This is a genomic window from Nitrosospira sp. TNL300 (genome assembly GCF_055385915.1).
Map to the genome: position 1 here is coordinate 2,897,511 of NZ_AP041005.1, position 19,447 is coordinate 2,916,957.

Here is a 19,447-nt window from a genome sequence, read left to right on the forward strand (position 1 = left end):
ACACGGGCAGCAGATTTATTACACAATGAACTCTTCGACGTCATATCCTAGCTTGAATCCCCGGCTATCGGCTGCGATTGGGGGGGATTCAACTGCCCAAGCGGGCGCGGAGAACCTGATGCTTTTGCAGTGACTGCCGACAAGGCTTTTTGCTTGAGTTCTTTTTCCACCAGAACACGCGTTGCAACCATTGCCCCCATGAGGTAGTAGGGAACATCAAAATAAAGAAGACTAAGGAAAGTACCTCCCGTAGCAAAGCCAATGAACGATACCTGAATCATCGTTGCCAGATTGGAAGCCCATCTGAACTCTTCGAGCTTTCTGGTGCTGCGTATAATCCATGAGCCTGTTCGCCAGGTGAGTAATCCGAGCAGCAAGTAAAGTCCCAGCCCGACAAAACCATGCTCACCGAGCGCTTGAAAATAGACGCTATGGGCAGCATGTACGTCCTCCGGATTGGGGGCGTAAGCCAAAAATAATTCAGGGGTAATAACCTCAAAACCGCCGCCGGTGAGCGGCCGGTCCTTGGCCAGATTGTAGGCCATCCACCAGGCATTGAAACGCCCTTGAACCGACCCGTCCTCCTCATACGTGTTGATGCTGTCCATTCTTTCCGCCCACTTCTCCGGCATGAATGCAATCGCCGGAAAAATAGCGAGAACAACCAGGAGGGCGATGCGCACTTTATGCTGACTTTTGAGCCATAGAAACGCCCCCATTGCAGCAATGGCCAGCAGGGCGCCCCGTGAATAGGTGCCCAGCGCGGCAATGGCGGATAGCAGTATGGCGGCCGTCAGGGCGTGCCTCACCCACGTCTTCGGGGAAATCGTCTGAATATAATGCATGAGAGGAATGGTCATGATAAGCGCCAGGGCAATCTCATTATTTCCCTCGATGAAAGTGCTTTCCGGTCCCATGACCATATCCACCCCTCCTCCCACCAGCGTAAAAATGCCCCCCTTGACGCCGTAATACCCGAGCGAGATCACTATGATCCAGATGAGATAATCGATCTGTTTTTGTGTCTTGATCAGCATGGTGACCACAAAGCTCATCAACATGATTTTCATAACCTTGTTCCACTGGGCGTACGCCTCGGTGGGATAAATAGCAAGGATCGTGCTCAGATTCATCCAGAACACGAAAATTATGAAAATCCAGATAACAGTGGTTAGAGGGAGATTTTTTGGCTCTTTTGTAACTAGAAGAGTTGTTATCGTGACTCCGGCAATAATCGCCGCAAAGGGGAATGTGGTAGCAAATCCCCACCCCTGGGTGTGAGGGTTCATAACGCTTATCCACACCCACATCAACGCGCCTATATACGGCTTTTTAAAGACAGCGGGCAACCATCCGAAGACAATCAGGGTAACGAGGATGTCCCTCATGTTCGTACTGCACTCTCTGAATTTTGTTTTGTCATAAAAACACCGAAAATCCCTTTATCCGCAGTGCAGGCGGCCCTGCCTTACCCAGACCCAACTATCATGCTTTGGCTGCATCGATGGTCGAGCGGGAAAGATCCTTCGTGTTATCGCGACTGAAGCTTCCTCTGAAGATATTCTGCTGCTCCATGAATTCGATTACCTGTGCAACACAATCCTTAAGTTCCAACTCGCCCGTCCTGACAATTAGCTCGGGATTCGCAGGCTCCTCGTAGGGTGATGAGATGCCGGTAAATTCTTTGACCTCGCCGGCCCGAGCCCGCTTATAGAGCCCTTTCACATCGCGCCGCTCACATACCTCCAGGCTGGCCTCACAAAAAATCTCGATGAAATCCCCGTGAGGAAAAATGCTGCGCGCCTTTTGCCGGTCAGTCCGAAAAGGTGAAATAAAAGCAGTCATGGCAATGACGCCCGACTCGATCAGAAGCCTGGCTGCCTCGCTTATGCGGCGAATATTTTCGGAACGATCCTCTACGGAAAACCCCAGATCGGAGCATAAGCCTTGACGGACATTATCCCCGTCGAGTACAAACGTGCGGCAGTTCAACTCGTAAAGCTTTTCCTCCACTGCATGCGCCAACGTCGATTTGCCGGAACCGGAAAGCCCGGTAAACCACAGTACCGCCGAGCGGTGCACATTCAGCTTCTCCCGGTGCGCACGAGTAACGATGGCATTGTGCCATACGGTATTGGTATTCATATTCCGATCTCAGACTCCGATTTTTGGATAAACGAATTATATCGGCAGCGATCCGGATTTATATCTGGACTGAAGTACAAGATAGAGAAGAATAGGAGTGTAATCGGTAACTTCGCACTGATCAGTTTGCCGCAATATCCAGGATAGGGGGAAACCTTTGTTGATGGAAGTCTTTAGAGTTTTCCTGACGCCCGGTCTCATTCTGAACTGATTACGATCCAGATTACGGCAGAAAACCGCACAAAAAAACTGAAGCGGACACAGTGGGTTCAAGTAATTATGGCAGCAAGCCGTTAGGTCCACAACTTCGAATTATCGGTTGCTTTCAACTCTTTCATTACCTGGCCGCTTCCTTGTCCTGACCGGCTTTCGAAGAAGAACGACAACGTGGCATAAAATCCCATAAAATCCGGGTTTACCGCTCATTGGTCGTTCATCAGGGAAGGATTTGCTGTTTCAAATAGTTTCGATAACGAACGTTTCATACCGCAGGTATATCCGGAGCCTCACAGGAACAAGGATGAAAACAGGGAGATTGAGTGAAAGATAATGCTGCGTTGATCATCCTGGGAATGCACCGTAGCGGCACATCATTGTTAACGGGACTACTGGGTCAGGTCGGGGTCAGGATGGGGCGAAGTCTGTACGCCCCTCAAAAAGGCGTAAACGAGAAAGGCTTCTGGGAGCACGAAGATATTGTCGACACGCATGACGAACTGCTTTTGCACCTGCGTTCGCAATGGGATGATTTGCTGCCTTTGAACGACAAGTGGTGGGAAGATGAGATGGTGCAGCCGTTTGCTGCCCGCCTGCAAAGCTTGGTGAAACGAGATTTTTCGGAGGCCCATGTGTGGGCGTTGAAGGATCCTCGAATGTGCCGACTGCTGCCGTTGTGGATGCCCATATTCGAAGCGAGGCAGATCAGGCCAATTTTTATTTCCATGAACCGGAACCCGTTCGAGGTGATCGCATCCTTGCAAAAACGCGACCGGTTCTCAAGGGAAAAGGCGCTGGTCTTATGGCTGAGCCACACGTTATCCGCTGAGTCGTATTCAAGGGGACAACCACGGATTTTCATCGACTTCGACCAGGTGGTGACTGACCCGATCCGGGTACTGCAAACAATAGAACGAGAGGGTGGCATTGTCTTCCCCATACCGGTAAACGAAGCAAACGAGAAAATTGGGGGATTTGTTTCTCCTGACCTCCGTCATCATAAAGCCGGTAAGACCGATGTCGGGGTAACACGGTACCAAGGGCTTGAATTGATGGCTTATGAGCTGTACAGCGCCCTCAGTGAAAAAGCTGCTGAAAGCGGAGGCTCCCATAGTGGGAATCTGGATGAGCGGATTGACAGAGTCGCGGTGGATTTTGCTTCCTATCAGAAAAAATGGAATCCGGAGTTGATTGAGCATATCCGTTATCTCAATCAGGAGCATGCGGACTACCGGATTAAATTTTTCCGCATTTACCGATCATTGAGCTGGTTGCTGGTCAAACCTTTCTGGTTGATCGAAAAAGTGTTACGCAGGTACTGAAGATCACCACTTCGGTCGCCATCCCAGGAGTCCGGCGGGGACGTAGGCAAGGGTTTTCAGGTTGGCAGGATGTTTCAGCCAAGCCTTCCATAAGGAGTGGATGGCGGTCTTCAAATTGTTGGAAGCAAGATGTTTCAGCCCGAATTCCATCTGATAGCGAGCGATGTTTTGCGTGAACCCACGTCTCGAAATGCATCGGCCGTCGCGGCTGCATAATCCCCACCTTGCAGCGGCATCTCGCAGCAGCTCGGTCCGATAGTCGATCTCCCTGGCGAGGCGATTTCCCTGTTCAGGATGCTGCCGATATAGAGTGAGTCCTTTATTCAGCTTGATAACCGGATATTCCCGGGAAATGCGCAGCCAGAGATCCCAATCTTCGCTGTAGGGAAGAGATTCGTTGTAGGTCCCGCATTTATCGAATACCTCCGCACGTATCAACGCAGCGCTGGTCAAAATCCAGCAATCGAGCAGAAGCAGATGATATATCCAGCCTGAAAATTCCTCGTCTATCCCCCCTCGCATCCCGTCAATATTGAAGCTCTCCGGATCGGGAAACACGCCCTCTCCGTCGGGATGCCACCAGATGAACGTACTGTAGACGAGGCCAACTTCCGGATGCAAAAACATTTGTTCCAACTGTAGCGCCAGCTTCTCGGGAAACCAGTAATCGTCATGATCCATCAGACAGATATAGCGCCCGGCCGCTTCCCGGATTCCGTAGTTGCGGGCAGCACATACGCCGGAGTTCGCCTGACTCAGGAGCCGCAGCTGCGGACCGTAGGAAGTAACGATTTCGCGTGTGCGATCGGCGGAGCCGTCGTCCACCACGATCACCTCCACATCCTTGAAAGTCTGATTAAGGATGCTATTGATCGTCTCGGCGATATAAGTCTCGCAATTATAGGTGGGGATAATAACCGAGACAGTTGGGCTGGCTGCCATGCTATGAGGACTTATGAGGCTTTATCAGGAATCGAAAAGAGGTTCTACCAACCCCTAAAATGCAAATGATCGCTCGTAGTGGAAGCGGGTGTCTCAATATTATATGCCACCGGGCGTGCACCGGCTCTTGACCTTTAGTCCAACTCCTTTTTGTCGTCAAGTTCGGTATGATGCGAGAACGCATTGTCTTAACTGCGCCAAGCGTTACCTTGAAGCGCTAATTCCAGGCTGAAAACAAGAAATCCTGAACAATATAAAACGACCAACCGTGGCCAGCTTAAGAGTATCGCTCGCTTATTCCTACCTGAATAAATATCTGACGCTCGTCATTCATTTTGTGACGACCGTCATACTTGCCCGCCTTCTTACGCCGACTGATATCGGCATCTATACGGTCGCCGCGGTATTTGTCGGGCTAGGCCATTTGCTGCGGGAGTTCGGGATCAACGAATACATTGTCCAGGAAAAAGACCTGACGCCCGATCGTGTGCGAGCCGCCTTTACCCTGAATATGTTGTTCGGCTGGGGCATCGCGATCGTTTTGTTTTTTGCCAGGACACCTATCGGGAATTTTTACAACAGCGAGGCGGTCCGGGAGGTGATCGGGTTACTGTGCATCAATTTCCTGCTGGTACCCATCGGTGCCATCACTTTCGCGCACATTCGGCGCGATATGCGATTCCAGCACACCATGGTAATCCAGGTGACAAGCGTTATTGTATCCTCACTGGTAGGCATACTCTCCGCCCTTGCCGGAGAGGCCTACCGTAGTCTTGTCTGGAGCGCGATCGCGGGAACCGCGATGAGCGTGCTCTTTACGTTTGTATTTCGCCCCAAGGGAATGCTGCTTCTGCCCGGTATACGCGAGATTCCTCATGTTTTCGCTTTTTGCCGCTATGCCGGAACCAGCGGACTCATCATCCACGCCGGGCAGACGGCACCGGACTGGATACTCGGCAAACTGTTGGATATGAGCGCGGTAGGCATATATAGCCGGGCATTGGGTACAATCAACATCTTCAGCAAAGCTTTCCTGGAAGGACTGTGGGGCGTCATACTGCCCCACTTTTCGAAACAGCACCGTGATGGCGCGATCGACAAGGATCAGTATCTTTTTTTGATTGCCTGCGTAACCTCTGTGGCTTGGCCTTTCTTTGCAACACTTGCAGTGCTGGCTGAGCCTGTGATACGGGTGCTGTTTGGCGAACAATGGCTGGAATCGATCCCGGTCTTGCGCATTCTTTGTCTCAGCGCGATATTAGGGTACACCACAGTTTTGGTCGATCAGGTACTGAGATCCTCCGGCCGCATAGATCTTTCTTTTCGAATCATTTTCATTACACATGTACTGACGATCATAGCAGTTTTCCTTTCTGCCCCGCACGGCCTGGTCTGGGTAGCCTCATCAACAGCAATGATGAACGCGGTCAACTTGGGCATATATCAAATCGTCGGGCAACGCGCGTTAAGCATTCATTTTCTGGCATTCGTCCCTATTTACGCCAAAAATATGCTGGTGACCGGCATCACCCTGATCCCCTCCGTGGTCGCGCTTCTGAGCTGGGGTAGCGCGCCGTTCGCTTTTCTGCTCAATTTGGCCGCGCTGGTCGCAGTTATCGGGTTAAGCTGGATCGCCGCTATCTGGTTATTTATGCCCCCTCTGTTTGAAGAAATCGTCACTGCGCTATCACACTTAAAAATGTGGCGGGGTCAACGCACCAGTAGAGAATCCATTTGATAGCAGTGCGGCGAAAGGCATTACTCGTCTCCGCGTGGCATCCTGGAAGGCCAGGCGCTCTGCAAAGCGGTTTGTATCGTCGGCTGACAATCATGATGGACGCGATAAAACGGAATTGCTCGCTGGTCGAGGCGCTGTTTTATCTACCTCATCATGATAGCAATCCTGCGCCCGCCCAAGCTCGGGAAATTGAACGCGATCTATCGAGACATTGGGGAGTTGGTGTACACGCGTTCTTTTGCCGGCGCGATCCCCCCGGGAATTTGGAACGCTTGGATGCATGTCTGAAATCGTCGAGCAGCTTCTTTCGATTACCCGGTTATAGCGAGCTGGCCGGGCCCCGGCAGGTCGCTGCTTTGGATGAGTGCCTGGCACGAAATCCAGACCTTGTCTTCATTCACCGCCTGCATTGCATGCCCCCTCTCATGCAGACCAGGCAAGTCTTGCCGCCCGTTTTCTTCGATCTCGATGACATCGAACATGTCGCGATGCTACGCCATTTATCGCAGCCTCCGCATTGGTGGCGAAAAAAACTGGGGTACTTACATATTCCCGCACTTATATGGGGTGAGCGTAAAGCAGTCAAATTATCAAACGCAACTTTGGTTTGCTCTGATCTCGACAGGCACAAGCTTGCACGTCTTTTTCACACCAACAACATTGTTACGATTCCTAATGCCGTAGCCCTCCGGGAGGTAACCGACCCCTCATGTGAGCGGAGAATAGTCATGCTGGGCAATTATGAATATGCACCAAACCGGTTGGGCGCTGAATTCTTCCTGAACCGGGTCTGGCCCCTGATCCTTTCCACTTGCCCTGACGCCGAGGCTGTCTTTGCCGGCCATCGGGTCGACACAATCCAGCATTACGCACGCCCTCCCGCGAGGGTGATCTTTCCGGGATTTGTAGAGGACCTGGACACGCTCTATCGAGGGGCACGCCTTGTCATTTGCCCCATTCTGTCCGGGGGTGGGACACGGGTCAAGATCATGGAAGCGGCAGCCTACGCGCGGCCAGTAGTGTCGACGACCGTGGGAGTTGAGGGAATCGATTTAATCGATGGAAAAGAAATTCTGCTACGAGACTCACCCGGAAATTTCGCGGAAGCCTGCATCGAACTCCTCTCGAACTTTGATGCCGCACGAATGATCGGGGCCGCAGCGTGGGCAGCAGTCGCATCCAGGTATGATCGAGCTGGAATAGTGGCGGAACTCGCAACGCTTCTGAGCAAGGCGTTGAAGGGATAGTCACCTGATGAACATCCAGTCCGATAACGCGTTTATGAAGTGCCACCAGTTCCATGTCGCCTCCTTTCGAATTCCACTTGAAAGTGGAAGGTGGCAGGTGCCAGAACTGAAAGTGCCTGAAGCGACAAGTCGCCAATGGCCTGTTTAACGTGCGCTCTCTATGGAAGCAATCCGGGGTGCGAGTCAGTTCGGCGGGTCACGTTAGGGTACGGGGTTGATCCGCCAAAAAATTGCGCGACCTCTTCCCGACACCTTCCACCCCATAGTTTCTTTCATCATCAGGGGTGGCGCCAGCGCCATGAACGTTAGGATGGATCATGCGACTTCGCTCAATTCTGCTCCAATTGCGTTCTCGGGAAAGCCCCGGAGGAAAATTCCTCCCTGATAACTTCCAGATAAGATTTTCCAAACTTCAAATCCGGCTCAAGATAATTGCCCTCTGCCCATTCATTCCATGACTTGATGAAAATAAGCCTGTGCTCATAATCAATGCGTTCGGTGACCTGAATCGCCTTTTTTACTTGAATCCTGAACAGCTCAGGCGTGGACCCGTCCAGTACCAAACCATTTTTACCACTTCTGGGTGTATTGTCCCAGTTGGGCACGAGGCAGGGCAAATTTTTAATATGCGGCGGTGTCTCCCTGACGAAATTGGGGAGCACGTCCCGGTATGAGAATACCGCGGGCCTGCCTCTCGCGGTTCGATACAGAAACTTAAGCTTGTGGATAGGCCTATGCCATGTGTATTGCCCCCTGCCAATAGGTGGGAGATACGGGGTAACGGAGGCATCGAGACCGTGGGTCTGGGGCCAGGCGGGATCCTTATCTACGCCCACGAAATACAATCCTTTCAATCCTTCCTTTAGTGCCAGTTCGCGCCAATAATCAGCCACCCTTTCCAGATCGGGCATTTCTCTCGGCCTATACAGGAGAAAAACAGGCTTGTCATCCACCTTCAAGTATCGGCTGTCCGTGAACGCCGGCAACAAGGAATAAAAATGCGCGTGATGATCCGCCATCCCGGGGTAGGTTTGCTCGATCAGAATCTTTCCTGGATTGCCATGCCAGATCCCGGACCAAGTGTCGTTCGCCCAGCAAAGGCAGAAAGGAAAATCCGATTGGCCGGATGCCAGCACTTCATTAAACGGCCGTTCCAGAATTCTTCGTCCTGCAAACCAATAGTGGTAATAGCAGAACGCTTCTATTCCGTATTCCCTCGCCATCTCCGCTTGCGCCATCCTTGTTTCGGGAACGCGCAAGTCGTAGAAGCCCAAGTCAGCAGGAACATGTGGTTGATAATGATCCGGAAAAAGCGGTTTCGCTTTTGCAACGTTCGTCCATTCCGTGAAGCCCTTGCCCCACCATTCATCGTTTTCGGGGATAGGGTGGAATTGAGGCAGATAAAAAGCGATCAATCTCGCCAGCGGGCGTTCAGTTGGTTTACTCTCATTCGACTGCATTTAAAAATCTCTTTGTTTCTGTTTTTGGCATTCTGCCAAGCGAGAGCCTGAGTCTGAGTGAGGGCGTCGGGTTGGGGATAGAAAACTCATAGTAGCGCGGAAATCCAAGAAGATTATTTAACGTGCAAGTCGCATGATGTGAATGCTCTGATTCCAGACAATATAACGGCCATGCTTAACAATATTTTAGCTGACCAAGATGCGATGTCCCGAAGATATTTTACTTGGATGCTTCTTGACTCTCAAAGGTGATACCAAGGCAGAAAAACCGAACCTGTATTTCGCCCCGAGAGGGGATTAAGCATGGACTGGAAGACGATGGTAATCGCATGAAAAAATTTGATACACTCCTGAGGGCGCTCCCTGCACGGTCTCAAAAAGCAGTTTGTTTGCTCCCACTTGTCCCATTATTCCGGCGCTTGCGCATCGAACTTCGAATCCGGCCAGCGATTATAATTTCGACTTTATCCCTTCAGTAACCAATACGGCCTTCCGTTATCCCAGTGAGTTTGATGGGATCAGATAAAGCTTGAACTCGGTAAATCAGCCTTTCTCATTTACTGGAAGAGAGACTTACGCACCGACAAATAAGCCCCACGATATCGCCTGATTATGAAAATTGTCGCAATACTCGCAAGCTACAACGAGCAGAGATTTATCGGCGCTTGCCTTGAACACTACCTGCAGCAAGGCGTAGATGTCTATCTACTGGATAATGATTCTACTGATGATACAGTAGAGATAGCCCGCAGGTATCTTGGCCGTAACGTGATTGGTATTGAACACATTCCCCGGCAGGGCATGTACCAATGGCAAAAAATCCTGATGCGCAAGGAGGAGCTGGCCGATGAGATCCAGGCCGACTGGCTGATGCATGCTGACCCGGATGAAATCCGGGTCCCGCCAAGCTCTACCCAAACCTTGGCGGAGGCCATTGCCGACGTGGACCAGAAAGGCTACAACGCGGTCAACTTTATGGAATACACCTTCCTGCCGGTGCGCGAGTCCCCAAACCACGATAATGCCGAATTCCAGAAAACGATGCGTTGGTATTATCCCTTCGGGCAACGCCACCCACATCGGCTGAATGCGTGGAAAAAACAGGGCCGCCGCTGGCCCGGCGCCAAGACTTTTTTGCGGGAACAGATCCGCAACCGCCGCATGCCACCATCCGTAAACCTGAGAGACAGCGGCGGGCATGTGATTCAATTCCCCGGAATCAAGCCTTATCCGGTTGACTTCAAGCTCAAGCATTACATTGTGCTGAGCCTGGATCACGCCATTCAGAAATATGTGAAAAAATCGTACGATCCCACAGAAACGGGCGCCCACGGCTGGAGAGCGACAGCGAAGGAACACGAGTTTCTCCTGCCTTCCCAATCGCAGATGCGCCTTTATACGTCCGACGACGAGCTGGATGCGAGCGCCCCGCTCAAAGAGCATTTACTGGTGCAGCAGCAGTGATGGAAAGTCATTGCGCCTTGCCCTGCCCCCAAAAACCGCAGGCCCCGTTCAACTGTCAGCTTTAGGATTATGAAACGTAACGCGGTTCTGTTCAGCAGCCATCTTTTGGGGGATACCGTGCTTGGCAGGCTAGGAAAGCTGCGCGCCGAGGTGCCGGCGAATCATGACGTTTTCTTCTATTATGATGAAACCAGGCTCCACCATGCGCAGGCAACCCGCCATGCGGGCCCGGCGCTTGGTCATGGCAGCCACGATTGGCCGCAATACAAGCGAGCCTGCCGCTACTTTCCGAGCAAGATCCCCGGTAATGAGGATGGGATGCTCCTGAGCGCCTTTCACCGCTTGCCCGGCTATGACAACTACTGGTATCTGGAATACGACGTGGTGTACTCGGGCAACTGGGAAAATTTCTTCGCCGATTTTGCCGACAACTCGGCAGATATGCTCAGCACCAGTATCGCCCGTCATGATCACATCCCTGACTGGCCGCTCTGGAAGTCGCTGGAGCTGCCTGATGGGATAGTATTGCCCCGGCAGAAATGGTTACGCTCATTCAACCCCATACTGCGCCTGTCACGCACAGCTCTGGAGACCTTGACAGCGGAGTACCGTCAGCACCCTTGGGCTGGTCATTCGGAGTGCGTCGTGCCCACCGTATTGGCATATCGAGGCTTGAAAATAGAAGATATCGGTGGCGAGGGCGAATTTGTGCCATGTGGAAGGGAAAACCGCTACTACCGCAACAACCGGCTCGATAAATCGCTGAGTCCCGGCACTTTCGTATTTCGGCCACCCATGGAAGCCCCTGGTTTTGAGCCGAATCTTTTATGGCACCCCGTCAAGGACGCCAATCATGCCACCTGGGATCGAGAGCCCAAAGTTTCCGCCTCTTTTTTTAAGAGTTTGCGGGATTTTTTCAGGCGATAGACCCAGCACTCAGAAGAATCACGTGTCTACAGGACTCGCTAATACAGTAAAGCGTTCGTACCTTGCATCTTCTAAAGACTTGCGGCACAAAAGGTTCAGTAATCCGAACTTCCAGGGAAAAGTGATGGGCCTAATCCCTTCAATCTGATCAACTGAATAGCCGCTCTCCATAAACAGCCTTTGCATGCTTTTCCTGGTGAAGAACCGCAGATGTGTCTTATCGAGCACGCCCCAAGGCCCATACTGAAAATCACCTTCCTGCAGCAATGTTTTATCGCCCAGAAATACCGAACATTGAGGATCGATGCCACTACTTTCGCCCCCTTGGTTAATTTTAGCCTTAGTTTACTTAGCACCTCCCGTGGATCAACTAGGCTCAGGACTCATTAATTGAGATAGAAGATGACGGTAGCGGCGATACAGATGGCGGAGAAGAAGGTGTGGGCGCAACGGTCATAACGCATGGCGATGCGTCGCCAGTCCTTGAGCCTGGCGAACATATTTTCTACCTTGTGGCGTTGCTTGTAGAGTTCCCTGTCGTATTCGATCTGGGTTTTACGGTTCTTCTTCGGGGGAATGCAGGGCGTAATACCCTTTTCTCTGAGGGCTGCCCTGAACCAGTCAGCATCATAGCCGCGATCCCCCAGCAACTCTTTTGCCTTGGGTAGAACAGGCAACAACAGGGCCGCACCCTTGTAATCGCTCATCTGCCCTTCGGAGAGCAGCAGGACAACAGGCTTGCCCATGCTGTCGCACACGGCATGGAGTTTTGAATTCAAGCCGCCCTTGGTGCGACCGATACGGCGGGGAACATCCCCTTTTTTAAAAGGCTGGCTGCCGTACGGTGCGCCTTCAGATGTGTGGCGTCAATCATTAGCCGATCGGGCGTTTCCTCTTTGCCAGCCAGTTCCGCAAAAATGCGGTTGAATATACCCATCCTGCTCCAGCGCATGAAGCGATTGTAGAGCGTCTTGTGCGGGCCGTAGCTTTTGGGAGCGTCCTTCCATTGCAGGCCGTTCTTTATCACGTAAATAATCCCGCTGAGCACCCGCAAATCATCCACACGCGCCACCCCATGGGACAAGGGAAAATAAGGCTTTATGCGGTTGAATTGTTTCTCTGACAGCATAAAAAGATCACTCATGGCAACTCCTCCTGACATAAGTGAATCACATCCGCTCACTTCCGTGAATCCCAAAATTAATAGGTCCTGAGCCTAGATGTTCGAGTGAGTCGTTGAATACCACGCAATCAAAATATTGCTCGGGCAAACTCTCCGAGACGTTTTCAGCAGTTGTATTGATTACTTTTGCCAGCTCGCTTCGAGCAACCTACACTTACGCCAACAAGGCAATGCCGTAAGACTCATCGATATCGGCCGCCGCTATAACCCTGGGGTGGTCCACGACTTTGCGCCAGCCCTCATAAGTGCGTGCACCACCTTGGAAAAATCGGCTGTCCTCCCACCGAATGTCATCCATGATCAGGACGGTTCCCGGCGCGAGCATGTCAATCATGGCTTCGAAGTCATTCACGTAATCGTCATATGAATGACCCGCATCATGGAATACAAAATCAAAGGTTCTGCGCTCCGCGCTGAGCTGGGCCAAGCATTGAGCGGATGGTCCTTGGCGGCTGTCCACGTCAAGTCCTACCAGCGTTTGTTGCGCGATTGCATGTTGTTGCGCTCCGATTTCGATCGTCGTTAACGACCCTCCACCCAAGGAGGCCAGAGTTTTTGCAATGAAAAATGCAGACATTCCATATGCGGTGCCTATCTCGAGACACTTGGTCGGCCTGAGCAGGCGCGTCGCTGCGCAAAGCAGACGTCCTTTCCTGCCAAGCGACGAAGAGATTTGAAAGTGCAGGCCGACATCTGCAGACCAGTTACGCTGGGTAAGAATCTCCCTTCGATCCATAATCGTGTCGGCTATCTTCGCAGCTTCGTTCGCGATATTGATCGGCGCTACCGGTATGCGCGATGCAAGCTGCTCAAGCAACAGGGCGTACCGCCCGCTTGGGCTTCCCTTGATCTGCTTGATATGGCAGGTAGTGTCCTCGGTCCACTGGCGGAAAAATTCAATATAAAGCCCAGGATAGGCGAATTCCCCGATGTCAACCCACTGTGACAGCCAATGTAGCAGCAAATCGTCATCCTTATGAACCCTGAGCTGTGGTCTGAGGCGCCAAAATGCGCGATCAGCGGCGGTATCGATGATGGAAGCGATCATTGCTCGCAAATTCATCAAACTTCCCCTTTGTGATGTGATTTATGGGCAGAACGTAATGAAGGAAAATCCGACTCAATAGATCGATTCCCTCCAGCTAGAACTCAAAGGCCAACTCCTCTCGCGCGACCTACTGCTGTTACGCGAGGATACCATGACCCAATCGGCACAGCGTGCTCGCGAATTGTAGCGATGGGCGTCGGATTTGACGACAGTCGAGCACAGGTAATCAAAAAGCGGATGTCAGACCCTCGAATGAGACATTACTTTCTAGATTTCGAACCGTTATGACCTTATTATTTTACTGATCAACCTGTTGCCACCTTGCTCATCACATAACGAAACTTTCCTGATTTTTCCGCCGGAATTTCCGCCAGTTCCTCGATACTGATATTTACTGCCTTCCCAAGCCTGGCCTTGAAGCCTCGTTCGATTTCCGCGGCTGACTCCGGGGTCAATCCTCCCTCTGAAACGAGGCAGACACGCGTGAGATCTCGGCTTTCCTGGATGATCTTGAAGGTGCGTATCTGCGGCATATCACGCAGGACGTAGATCAACGCGAGGCCGTGCATGACCGTACCGTCCTGCGCGACGACGAAATCCGTGCTGCGGCCCTGTATTTCCTTGAGGAGGGGAAGCCCCCTTCCACAGCCGCAGGATTTGTCATCCAGAACACCGATATCGCCAGTGCGGTAGCGGATGAAGGGAAAATCCGCGGTAGCAAGATGCGTCACGACAATCTCGCCCACCTTGCCACAGGGTAACGGCACACCCTGTTGATCCACAATCTCAACCATAATATCCTCGGCAGTGATGTGCATGCTGCCACTCGGACATTCGTGCGCGATGAATCCCGCGTCGCGGCCCCCATAACCGTTCGCAACCGGGCATGCGAAAGTCTTGCTGATCTGCTGTCGCTGTTCATCGTAGAGCCGCTCCGAGGTAACGAAAGCCACACGGATACCCAGATCGTCCATTCGCTGCTGTTTTGCCTCCGCATGATGCGCAATATGGGACAAGGCTGAAGGATAGCCGAAGAGCATTTTCGGGCGCATAGCCTGGATCTCTTCGAGGAAGCGGTCGAGCTTTTGTTCCGACATCTCGAAGGCGGGAAAAAGCCTTGTCCTGAGCAAGCGGTCCCTCAGTCCCCGAAGGCCATCCTGGGCGCCGAGTTCGATAGGGGAGCCCCAGACCACGGCCTCGGGGTCGCCAATATCCACGTTCCACCAGCGCGTAGCGCGCCATTTAGCGGCCACATCATGGCTGACGCGCTCCTTGCCAATGTAAAAGATGAGCGGTTCACCGCTGGAACCCCCCGTATTGAAGCGCTTGAGACCTTGGGCCTTTTCAGATTTCAATGCTTCAGTATTGGCACGAATCCTGGTTTTATCGAGGAGAGGCAAGCTTGCGAGATCGGCAAGAGATGATATATTGCCTGCCTCGAAGCCTATCTCCGCAAATAAGCTCCGATAATAGGGCACGTATCTTTCGGCGTGCGAGAGCAATTGTTGCAACCTCGAGAACTGGAATTTCTCCAGACGCTTTTGATCCCACCATTGAGAGACCTCAAGAGCCTTGCGCACCGATACGGTGTCATGCTGCTTGATACGCTCATGAAGCGGAAAAAGTGCGCCCGAAACAAACAGCGTATACCAATCCCTGCTGCTCATTGCCCGGCTTTGGTGCTCGCCATGGTTCTATCTGACGTTGCGAGAACCTGTTGATAAACACAGAGCAGGCGGTCACGCACCTTGGGCCACGTATACCGCTGCACGGCATCGATCCCGGCCTCGCTGAAGCGCCTCGCCCTCGCAGAATCCTTGAGCAATCCGAGTACAGCGTCTGCCATGGCTTGCGGATCTTGTGGGGGCACAAGCAAGGCAGTCTTTTCGTGTTCCACGAGATAGGGCACGCCACCCACGTTTGTGCTGACTACCGGAACACCGCTTGCCAGGGCTTCCAGCACGGAAATGGGCATGTTATCGGCCAGGCTAGGATTGATCATGACATGGGCGCTATGGTAGAGCACAGCCATGCCGTGGTTATCGACGCGTCCGGTGAATGTGATCGCATCGGCCACCCCGAGCGTAGCTGCCAGTTGTTCCAGCGCCTCACGCTCCGGCCCCGAGCCGGCCAGGGTCAGCCTTGCACTAGGGAATGAATGCCGCACAATCTGGAAAGCACGCACCGCAGTGGCATTGTCGTAAATCGGCTCCAGGTTACGTGTGACGATTATGTGTGGAAAGTTGGTTTCGGGACTATCTTCGAGATCAGTTTCCGCTGATAGCGCAAGACATCCTTCCAGCCCGAAGCGGCTCAGGTCGATAATATTGGGCACGATGCTGGTCGAGAAGCCCCGTTTTCCAAAAACAGCCTCGAGAAAACCGGAAGGAACGATAATGGCCGCTGTCCGCGACAGGCTAGGTTTCACCCAGAAAAACGCTTTATTGAAAAAAGCGTCCGCCTCGCCTCCTCTGTAATTGATGACGACAGGCTTGCCCCGGAGTCTCGCTATCCAGATGGCGGGAGCGGCAAACAGATGCCACGACCAACCAGAATTGGCCATCACGTGAAATAACTGAACCCTGCCTGCGGCCAGCCAGAGTTGAATTAGATAAGGTAGTAGACGAAACCCTGCCCTGATTCCCTTGAATCTTCCAATCCACCGCGGACGGTAAGGAGCATTGACCTGAATCAGTTCCACCTCGGCATCCTCTCCGCGCAGCAGCTTGGCCAACTGCTGCGTCTGGTTTGCCATCCCTCCCGAAGGGGGCGGCAGGGGGCCAACCAGCCCGATGCGCAAGCCTGTCGCTTTCATCGAATTCATCTCGAGGGAACAAGAGAGCGGTAAATGTCTTTGTAGCGGGCGACACTCGCTGGCCAGTTTCGCTGTATTTCCACAAAGCTCCGGCCCGCCTCCCGCAAGCTAGGCCAGAGAGTGGGGCTTGCAAGAAGAGAGAGTGCCCGGGCTGCCAGCGCATCCGGGTCTCCCGCCTTGAAAAGGAGGCCCGTTCTTCCATCTTCGATAAGCTCCAGATGCCCTCCCACATCCGAGGCCAGAACCAATCTTCCTTGCGCCATCGCCTCCAGAGGTTTGAGGGGGGTGACGAGGTCGGTAAGCCGCATTGACAGCCTTGGATAGACCAGCACGTCGATCAAATCATAATAGCGCCCCACTTGAGCGTGAGGCACGCGGCCCGTGAAGATGACGTGATCCTGCAAACCCAGTTCGACTGTCAAGTCCTTTAATTGTTGTTCCTGCGGTCCTCCGCCAACCAGCAGAATCCGAATGTTCGGGTTGGCCGACAGCATTTTCGGCAACGCCAATAACAATATCGTCAACCCTTCATAAGCGTAAAACGAACCGATGAAGCCGAGCACCTGTTTACCCGCGAGTCCAAGCGCCCGTGCGATATCCGGGTCAGGCTTTTGGCTCACACTGAAGTTCTCGATATTTACGGCATTAGGAATGACCGTTACCCTTTCCGGCCCTATGCCGCGCCCGAGGATGTCGCGACGCAATCCATCACAGATCGTGGTGATCGCATCGGCCCGTTTTAGTGCGTAGCTTTCCAGCCCTCTGGTCAAGCGGTAGCGGATGCCCCACTCACTGCTGGTACCGTGATCTACGGCGGCATCTTCCCAGAACGCGCGGACCTCATAGACGACCGGAATGCCTAATTTGCGACCCACCTGCAAGGCGGGTATTGCGTTGAGCACCGGCGAATGGGCGTGCAGGATATCAGGTTTGACGATGCGGACTACATCGCTCAGTCGGCGGCTCAGATCATTTATGACCGCGAGCTGGTTCAGGACGGGCAGGCGCCCCATCAAGTTGCGCCGCGGGAGGGTACGATAAAAATGCCAGCCTTCGACATCCTCTTGCAACACGTTGCAGTTTTCCTGCTTGGAGCTCGTCAGGTGGAAAGTCTGCCACCCCAAAGCCCGTTGCTCCCGGAGAATTGAGAGTGTGCGGAAAGTATAGCCGCTGTGAAGCGGGATGGAATGGTCGAGAATGTGAAGGATGCGCATCAATGAAAGTTTACCTAAGGAACCCCTGAACAATTCACCCGGAAGCACCAGGTTTCGCTTTCAGCTTGATCTCTATGCCCATGTGAGGCATAGGAATCACGAGATCGCCCGCCTGCTCTTTTTTATCGAGGTAACGGTAAACTTTGACCGACAAGTCGGCAAACTCCGGCACGTTGGTCAATACGGGCGTCTCGTTGATGAGGCGAAACCGCGGATCATCCACGGCTTTGGCCAGGAGCTTGAATTCAGGGAAATCCACCACATCACGGCTCTCTATAACGACGAGACCCACTCCGAAACGGTCGATCAGCGCGATGACATCCTCCACGGATTCGACGTAGGAGACCATTCCGAACGCCTTATGCACTGACATCGAAACTAGTATCTTGTCCGCCCGAAGCACTGCTTTATTTTTTTCCGGGTCCAGTGCGCGGAGGTGAAAAATAAAGTCCCCATCATGTTTTCCGGCAAACAGAATCATACCGGGATCCTCCTGGCGCGCGACAAACTCGGCTGCACGCTCGTATCCGGAAACATAGGGGTGGGGTTTGACGGAATCTGCATACACGTTCCACCCGGCGAGTATCGCCAAAGGTACGAATGCAATCAGGCGGACAGTGGAGTTATTCAATATGCCCCGGCTGACCGGCATGCAGGCGAGCAACGCCAGCGCAGGCAGAGCGTACATCGTGTAGCGAGGAACGTTTCCTTCACCGCTGCCGACCACCACCGTCGTAAACAGGTACGACGCCGCCAGCCACAAAAATAACAGCAGGTCTTGAGGCACCCCCTTCACTCGCAAGCGGAATAGAATTCCCACCAGAATAGCGATACCGAGGCCTGGCCCTGAGACATCCCACAGCGCCGACCAAAAATGGGTCCAACGCCGGAGGCTGAACAATTGCGCGCGGTTGGAGCCGAACTGATCGGCGAGTGCATTTACCGGCACCGCGCCAAATTTCATGGCGTGGAGAGCGAGTGCAAGACCAACCATACCTACCATGACATAAGCTATTGCCGCTTCCCTCCGCCAAAGCAGACGCGCCCGTCCGGTTAGCAGCGCATACGCAATAAGAGCGGGCAGGATGAAAACCGTAGTCTGCTTGAGCAGCAGCATGCAGCTGAGTGATAGACCGGCAACGGCTGCTCGACGGAGGCGGGGCTGGTTCAAATAGCGTTCGAACGCCCATATCCCGATAATGATCATCGCTATCGCAGGGACCTCCAGCATGACAGAACGGGTCCAGTCCAGCACCCCGGGAGCGGAAAGATAGAGCAGGCACGAGAGTGCCGCGGCTTCTCGGCCCCAGATAGGCCGCGCCCAGCAATACCACGCCGTGGCTCCCGCCAGAGCGAACATGAGGACGGTGATTCGTCCTGCCGATTCCGTGATGCCAAACAGCGCAAAAAAAACCGACTCCACCATGGGGAAGAAAGGAGGATACCAGTTGAGCGCCAGTGCCGGGTATTGGGCGAAATACTGCAGCGCATATTCGTAAGGTTTCTGGAAGGGCAGGTCGCGCCAGAGATCAAGAAAGAAAACGCCGTTCATGGCGTGACGTGATTCATCTGTCCACCAGAACTCTCCGGCATCGAGCGCCCTCCAGAAAAGGAGGCAGACTCCTATCCACAGGATCAATAAGGATAGCGCATCACCCGAATCCAAGCGCCACCTGGATGAGGCTTGGTCGAGGCTGGTATCCGCAGGATATGGATGGATCATTTT

16 protein-coding genes are annotated in these 19,447 nt (G+C 53.0%); 5 read left to right on the forward strand and 11 right to left on the reverse strand.

Features of this window, described 5'->3' with window-relative positions; genetic code table 11:
• Nucleotides 1-47: 47 nt before the first annotated feature.
• Together ACZ5BW_RS13280 and cysC are read right to left on the reverse strand one after the other, a co-directional pair.
• Nucleotides 48-1,388: a putative O-glycosylation ligase, exosortase A system-associated gene (locus ACZ5BW_RS13280; RefSeq protein ID WP_464540724.1), complete on the reverse strand. Its 1,341-nt coding sequence runs from the start codon at nt 1,386-1,388 to the stop codon at nt 48-50.
• 97 nt (nt 1,389-1,485) lie between these two features.
• Complete coding sequence (gene cysC / locus ACZ5BW_RS13285) at nt 1,486-2,145, reverse strand: adenylyl-sulfate kinase (protein WP_464540726.1); 660 nt, start codon at nt 2,143-2,145, stop codon at nt 1,486-1,488.
• A 539-nt stretch (nt 2,146-2,684) separates the two neighbouring features.
• Here cysC and ACZ5BW_RS13290 point away from each other — a divergent pair.
• Complete coding sequence (locus tag ACZ5BW_RS13290; protein ID WP_464540728.1) at nt 2,685-3,683, forward strand: sulfotransferase family protein; 999 nt, start codon at nt 2,685-2,687, stop codon at nt 3,681-3,683.
• 3 nt (nt 3,684-3,686) lie between these two features.
• Here the strand turns inward: ACZ5BW_RS13290 and ACZ5BW_RS13295 are convergent, their stop codons facing one another.
• Nucleotides 3,687-4,625, reverse strand: coding sequence for a glycosyltransferase family 2 protein (locus tag ACZ5BW_RS13295; protein ID WP_464540731.1), 939 nt, complete (start codon nt 4,623-4,625; stop codon nt 3,687-3,689).
• Nucleotides 4,626-4,893: 268 nt separating this feature from the next.
• Between ACZ5BW_RS13295 and ACZ5BW_RS13300 the strand changes: the two genes are divergently transcribed.
• Entirely contained in the window at nt 4,894-6,363 is a 1,470-nt protein-coding gene (locus tag ACZ5BW_RS13300) for a lipopolysaccharide biosynthesis protein (protein ID WP_464540733.1), read from the forward strand.
• Nucleotides 6,364-6,674: 311 nt separating this feature from the next.
• Here the strand turns inward: ACZ5BW_RS13300 and ACZ5BW_RS13305 are convergent, their stop codons facing one another.
• Nucleotides 6,675-6,845, reverse strand: coding sequence for a hypothetical protein (locus ACZ5BW_RS13305; protein WP_464540735.1), 171 nt, complete (start codon nt 6,843-6,845; stop codon nt 6,675-6,677).
• Nucleotides 6,846-7,091: 246 nt separating this feature from the next.
• Here ACZ5BW_RS13305 and ACZ5BW_RS13310 point away from each other — a divergent pair, with 246 nt between their 5' ends.
• Entirely contained in the window at nt 7,092-7,610 is a 519-nt protein-coding gene (locus tag ACZ5BW_RS13310) for a glycosyltransferase family 4 protein (protein ID WP_464540738.1), read from the forward strand.
• Between the two features lie 329 nt (nt 7,611-7,939).
• Here the strand turns inward: ACZ5BW_RS13310 and ACZ5BW_RS13315 are convergent, their stop codons facing one another.
• On the reverse strand, nt 7,940-9,070 hold the full coding sequence (locus ACZ5BW_RS13315; RefSeq protein WP_464540741.1) for a glycosyltransferase WbsX family protein: 1,131 nt from the start codon (nt 9,068-9,070) through the stop codon (nt 7,940-7,942).
• A 612-nt stretch (nt 9,071-9,682) separates the two neighbouring features.
• On the opposite strand from ACZ5BW_RS13315, the gene ACZ5BW_RS13320 reads away from it, so the two are divergent.
• Nucleotides 9,683-10,534, forward strand: coding sequence for a glycosyltransferase family 2 protein (locus tag ACZ5BW_RS13320; RefSeq protein WP_464540743.1), 852 nt, complete (start codon nt 9,683-9,685; stop codon nt 10,532-10,534).
• Between the two features lie 69 nt (nt 10,535-10,603).
• A complete protein-coding gene (locus ACZ5BW_RS13325; protein WP_464540746.1) occupies nt 10,604-11,461 on the forward strand; it encodes a hypothetical protein in 858 nt (285 codons plus the stop codon).
• A gap of 386 nt (nt 11,462-11,847) precedes the next feature.
• On the opposite strand, the gene ACZ5BW_RS13330 is transcribed toward ACZ5BW_RS13325, so the two are convergent.
• From ACZ5BW_RS13330 to ACZ5BW_RS13355, 6 genes are all read right to left on the reverse strand, one after another.
• A protein-coding gene (locus tag ACZ5BW_RS13330) for an IS5 family transposase (RefSeq protein WP_464538886.1) occupies nt 11,848-12,605 on the reverse strand; the annotation gives its coding sequence in 2 pieces (ribosomal slippage) (nt 11,848-12,272 and nt 12,272-12,605; 759 coding nt in all).
• A 193-nt stretch (nt 12,606-12,798) separates the two neighbouring features.
• Nucleotides 12,799-13,707: an O-methyltransferase gene (locus ACZ5BW_RS13335; protein ID WP_464540748.1), complete on the reverse strand. Its 909-nt coding sequence runs from the start codon at nt 13,705-13,707 to the stop codon at nt 12,799-12,801.
• A 290-nt stretch (nt 13,708-13,997) separates the two neighbouring features.
• Nucleotides 13,998-15,359 carry a phenylacetate--CoA ligase family protein gene (locus ACZ5BW_RS13340; RefSeq protein ID WP_464540751.1) on the reverse strand — a complete coding sequence of 454 codons (1,362 nt, stop codon included), beginning with the start codon at nt 15,357-15,359 and terminating at the stop codon, nt 13,998-14,000.
• Entirely contained in the window at nt 15,356-16,507 is a 1,152-nt protein-coding gene (locus tag ACZ5BW_RS13345) for a glycosyltransferase family 4 protein (protein WP_464540753.1), read from the reverse strand. Before ACZ5BW_RS13345 ends, ACZ5BW_RS13340 begins: the two co-directional genes overlap by 4 nt.
• A gap of 5 nt (nt 16,508-16,512) precedes the next feature.
• Complete coding sequence (locus tag ACZ5BW_RS13350) at nt 16,513-17,721, reverse strand: TIGR04063 family PEP-CTERM/XrtA system glycosyltransferase (RefSeq protein ID WP_464543713.1); 1,209 nt, start codon at nt 17,719-17,721, stop codon at nt 16,513-16,515.
• A 34-nt stretch (nt 17,722-17,755) separates the two neighbouring features.
• A complete protein-coding gene (locus ACZ5BW_RS13355) occupies nt 17,756-19,444 on the reverse strand; it encodes an ArnT family glycosyltransferase (protein WP_464540755.1) in 1,689 nt (562 codons plus the stop codon).
• Between the last annotated feature and the right edge of the window lie 3 nt (nt 19,445-19,447).

Bases quoted from the DNA above. Each gene is read 5' to 3' on its own strand.
- ACZ5BW_RS13325 (WP_464540746.1), top strand. From the start codon at position 10,604: ATGAAACGTAACGCGGTTCTGTTCAGCAGCCATCTTTTGGGGGATACC.
- ACZ5BW_RS13340 (WP_464540751.1), bottom strand. From the start codon at position 15,359: ATGAGCAGCAGGGATTGGTATACGCTGTTTGTTTCGGGCGCACTTTTT.
- ACZ5BW_RS13350 (WP_464543713.1), bottom strand. From the start codon at position 17,721: ATGCGCATCCTTCACATTCTCGACCATTCCATCCCGCTTCACAGCGGC.
- ACZ5BW_RS13280 (WP_464540724.1), bottom strand. From the start codon at position 1,388: ATGAGGGACATCCTCGTTACCCTGATTGTCTTCGGATGGTTGCCCGCT.
- ACZ5BW_RS13315 (WP_464540741.1), bottom strand. From the start codon at position 9,070: ATGCAGTCGAATGAGAGTAAACCAACTGAACGCCCGCTGGCGAGATTG.
- ACZ5BW_RS13320 (WP_464540743.1), top strand. From the start codon at position 9,683: ATGAAAATTGTCGCAATACTCGCAAGCTACAACGAGCAGAGATTTATC.
- ACZ5BW_RS13310 (WP_464540738.1), top strand. From the start codon at position 7,092: ATGCTGGGCAATTATGAATATGCACCAAACCGGTTGGGCGCTGAATTC.
- ACZ5BW_RS13345 (WP_464540753.1), bottom strand. From the start codon at position 16,507: ATGAAAGCGACAGGCTTGCGCATCGGGCTGGTTGGCCCCCTGCCGCCC.
- ACZ5BW_RS13335 (WP_464540748.1), bottom strand. From the start codon at position 13,707: ATGAATTTGCGAGCAATGATCGCTTCCATCATCGATACCGCCGCTGAT.
- cysC (WP_464540726.1), bottom strand. From the start codon at position 2,145: ATGAATACCAATACCGTATGGCACAATGCCATCGTTACTCGTGCGCAC.
- ACZ5BW_RS13355 (WP_464540755.1), bottom strand. From the start codon at position 19,444: ATGATCCATCCATATCCTGCGGATACCAGCCTCGACCAAGCCTCATCC.
- ACZ5BW_RS13295 (WP_464540731.1), bottom strand. From the start codon at position 4,625: ATGGCAGCCAGCCCAACTGTCTCGGTTATTATCCCCACCTATAATTGC.
- ACZ5BW_RS13305 (WP_464540735.1), bottom strand. From the start codon at position 6,845: ATGTTCGATGTCATCGAGATCGAAGAAAACGGGCGGCAAGACTTGCCT.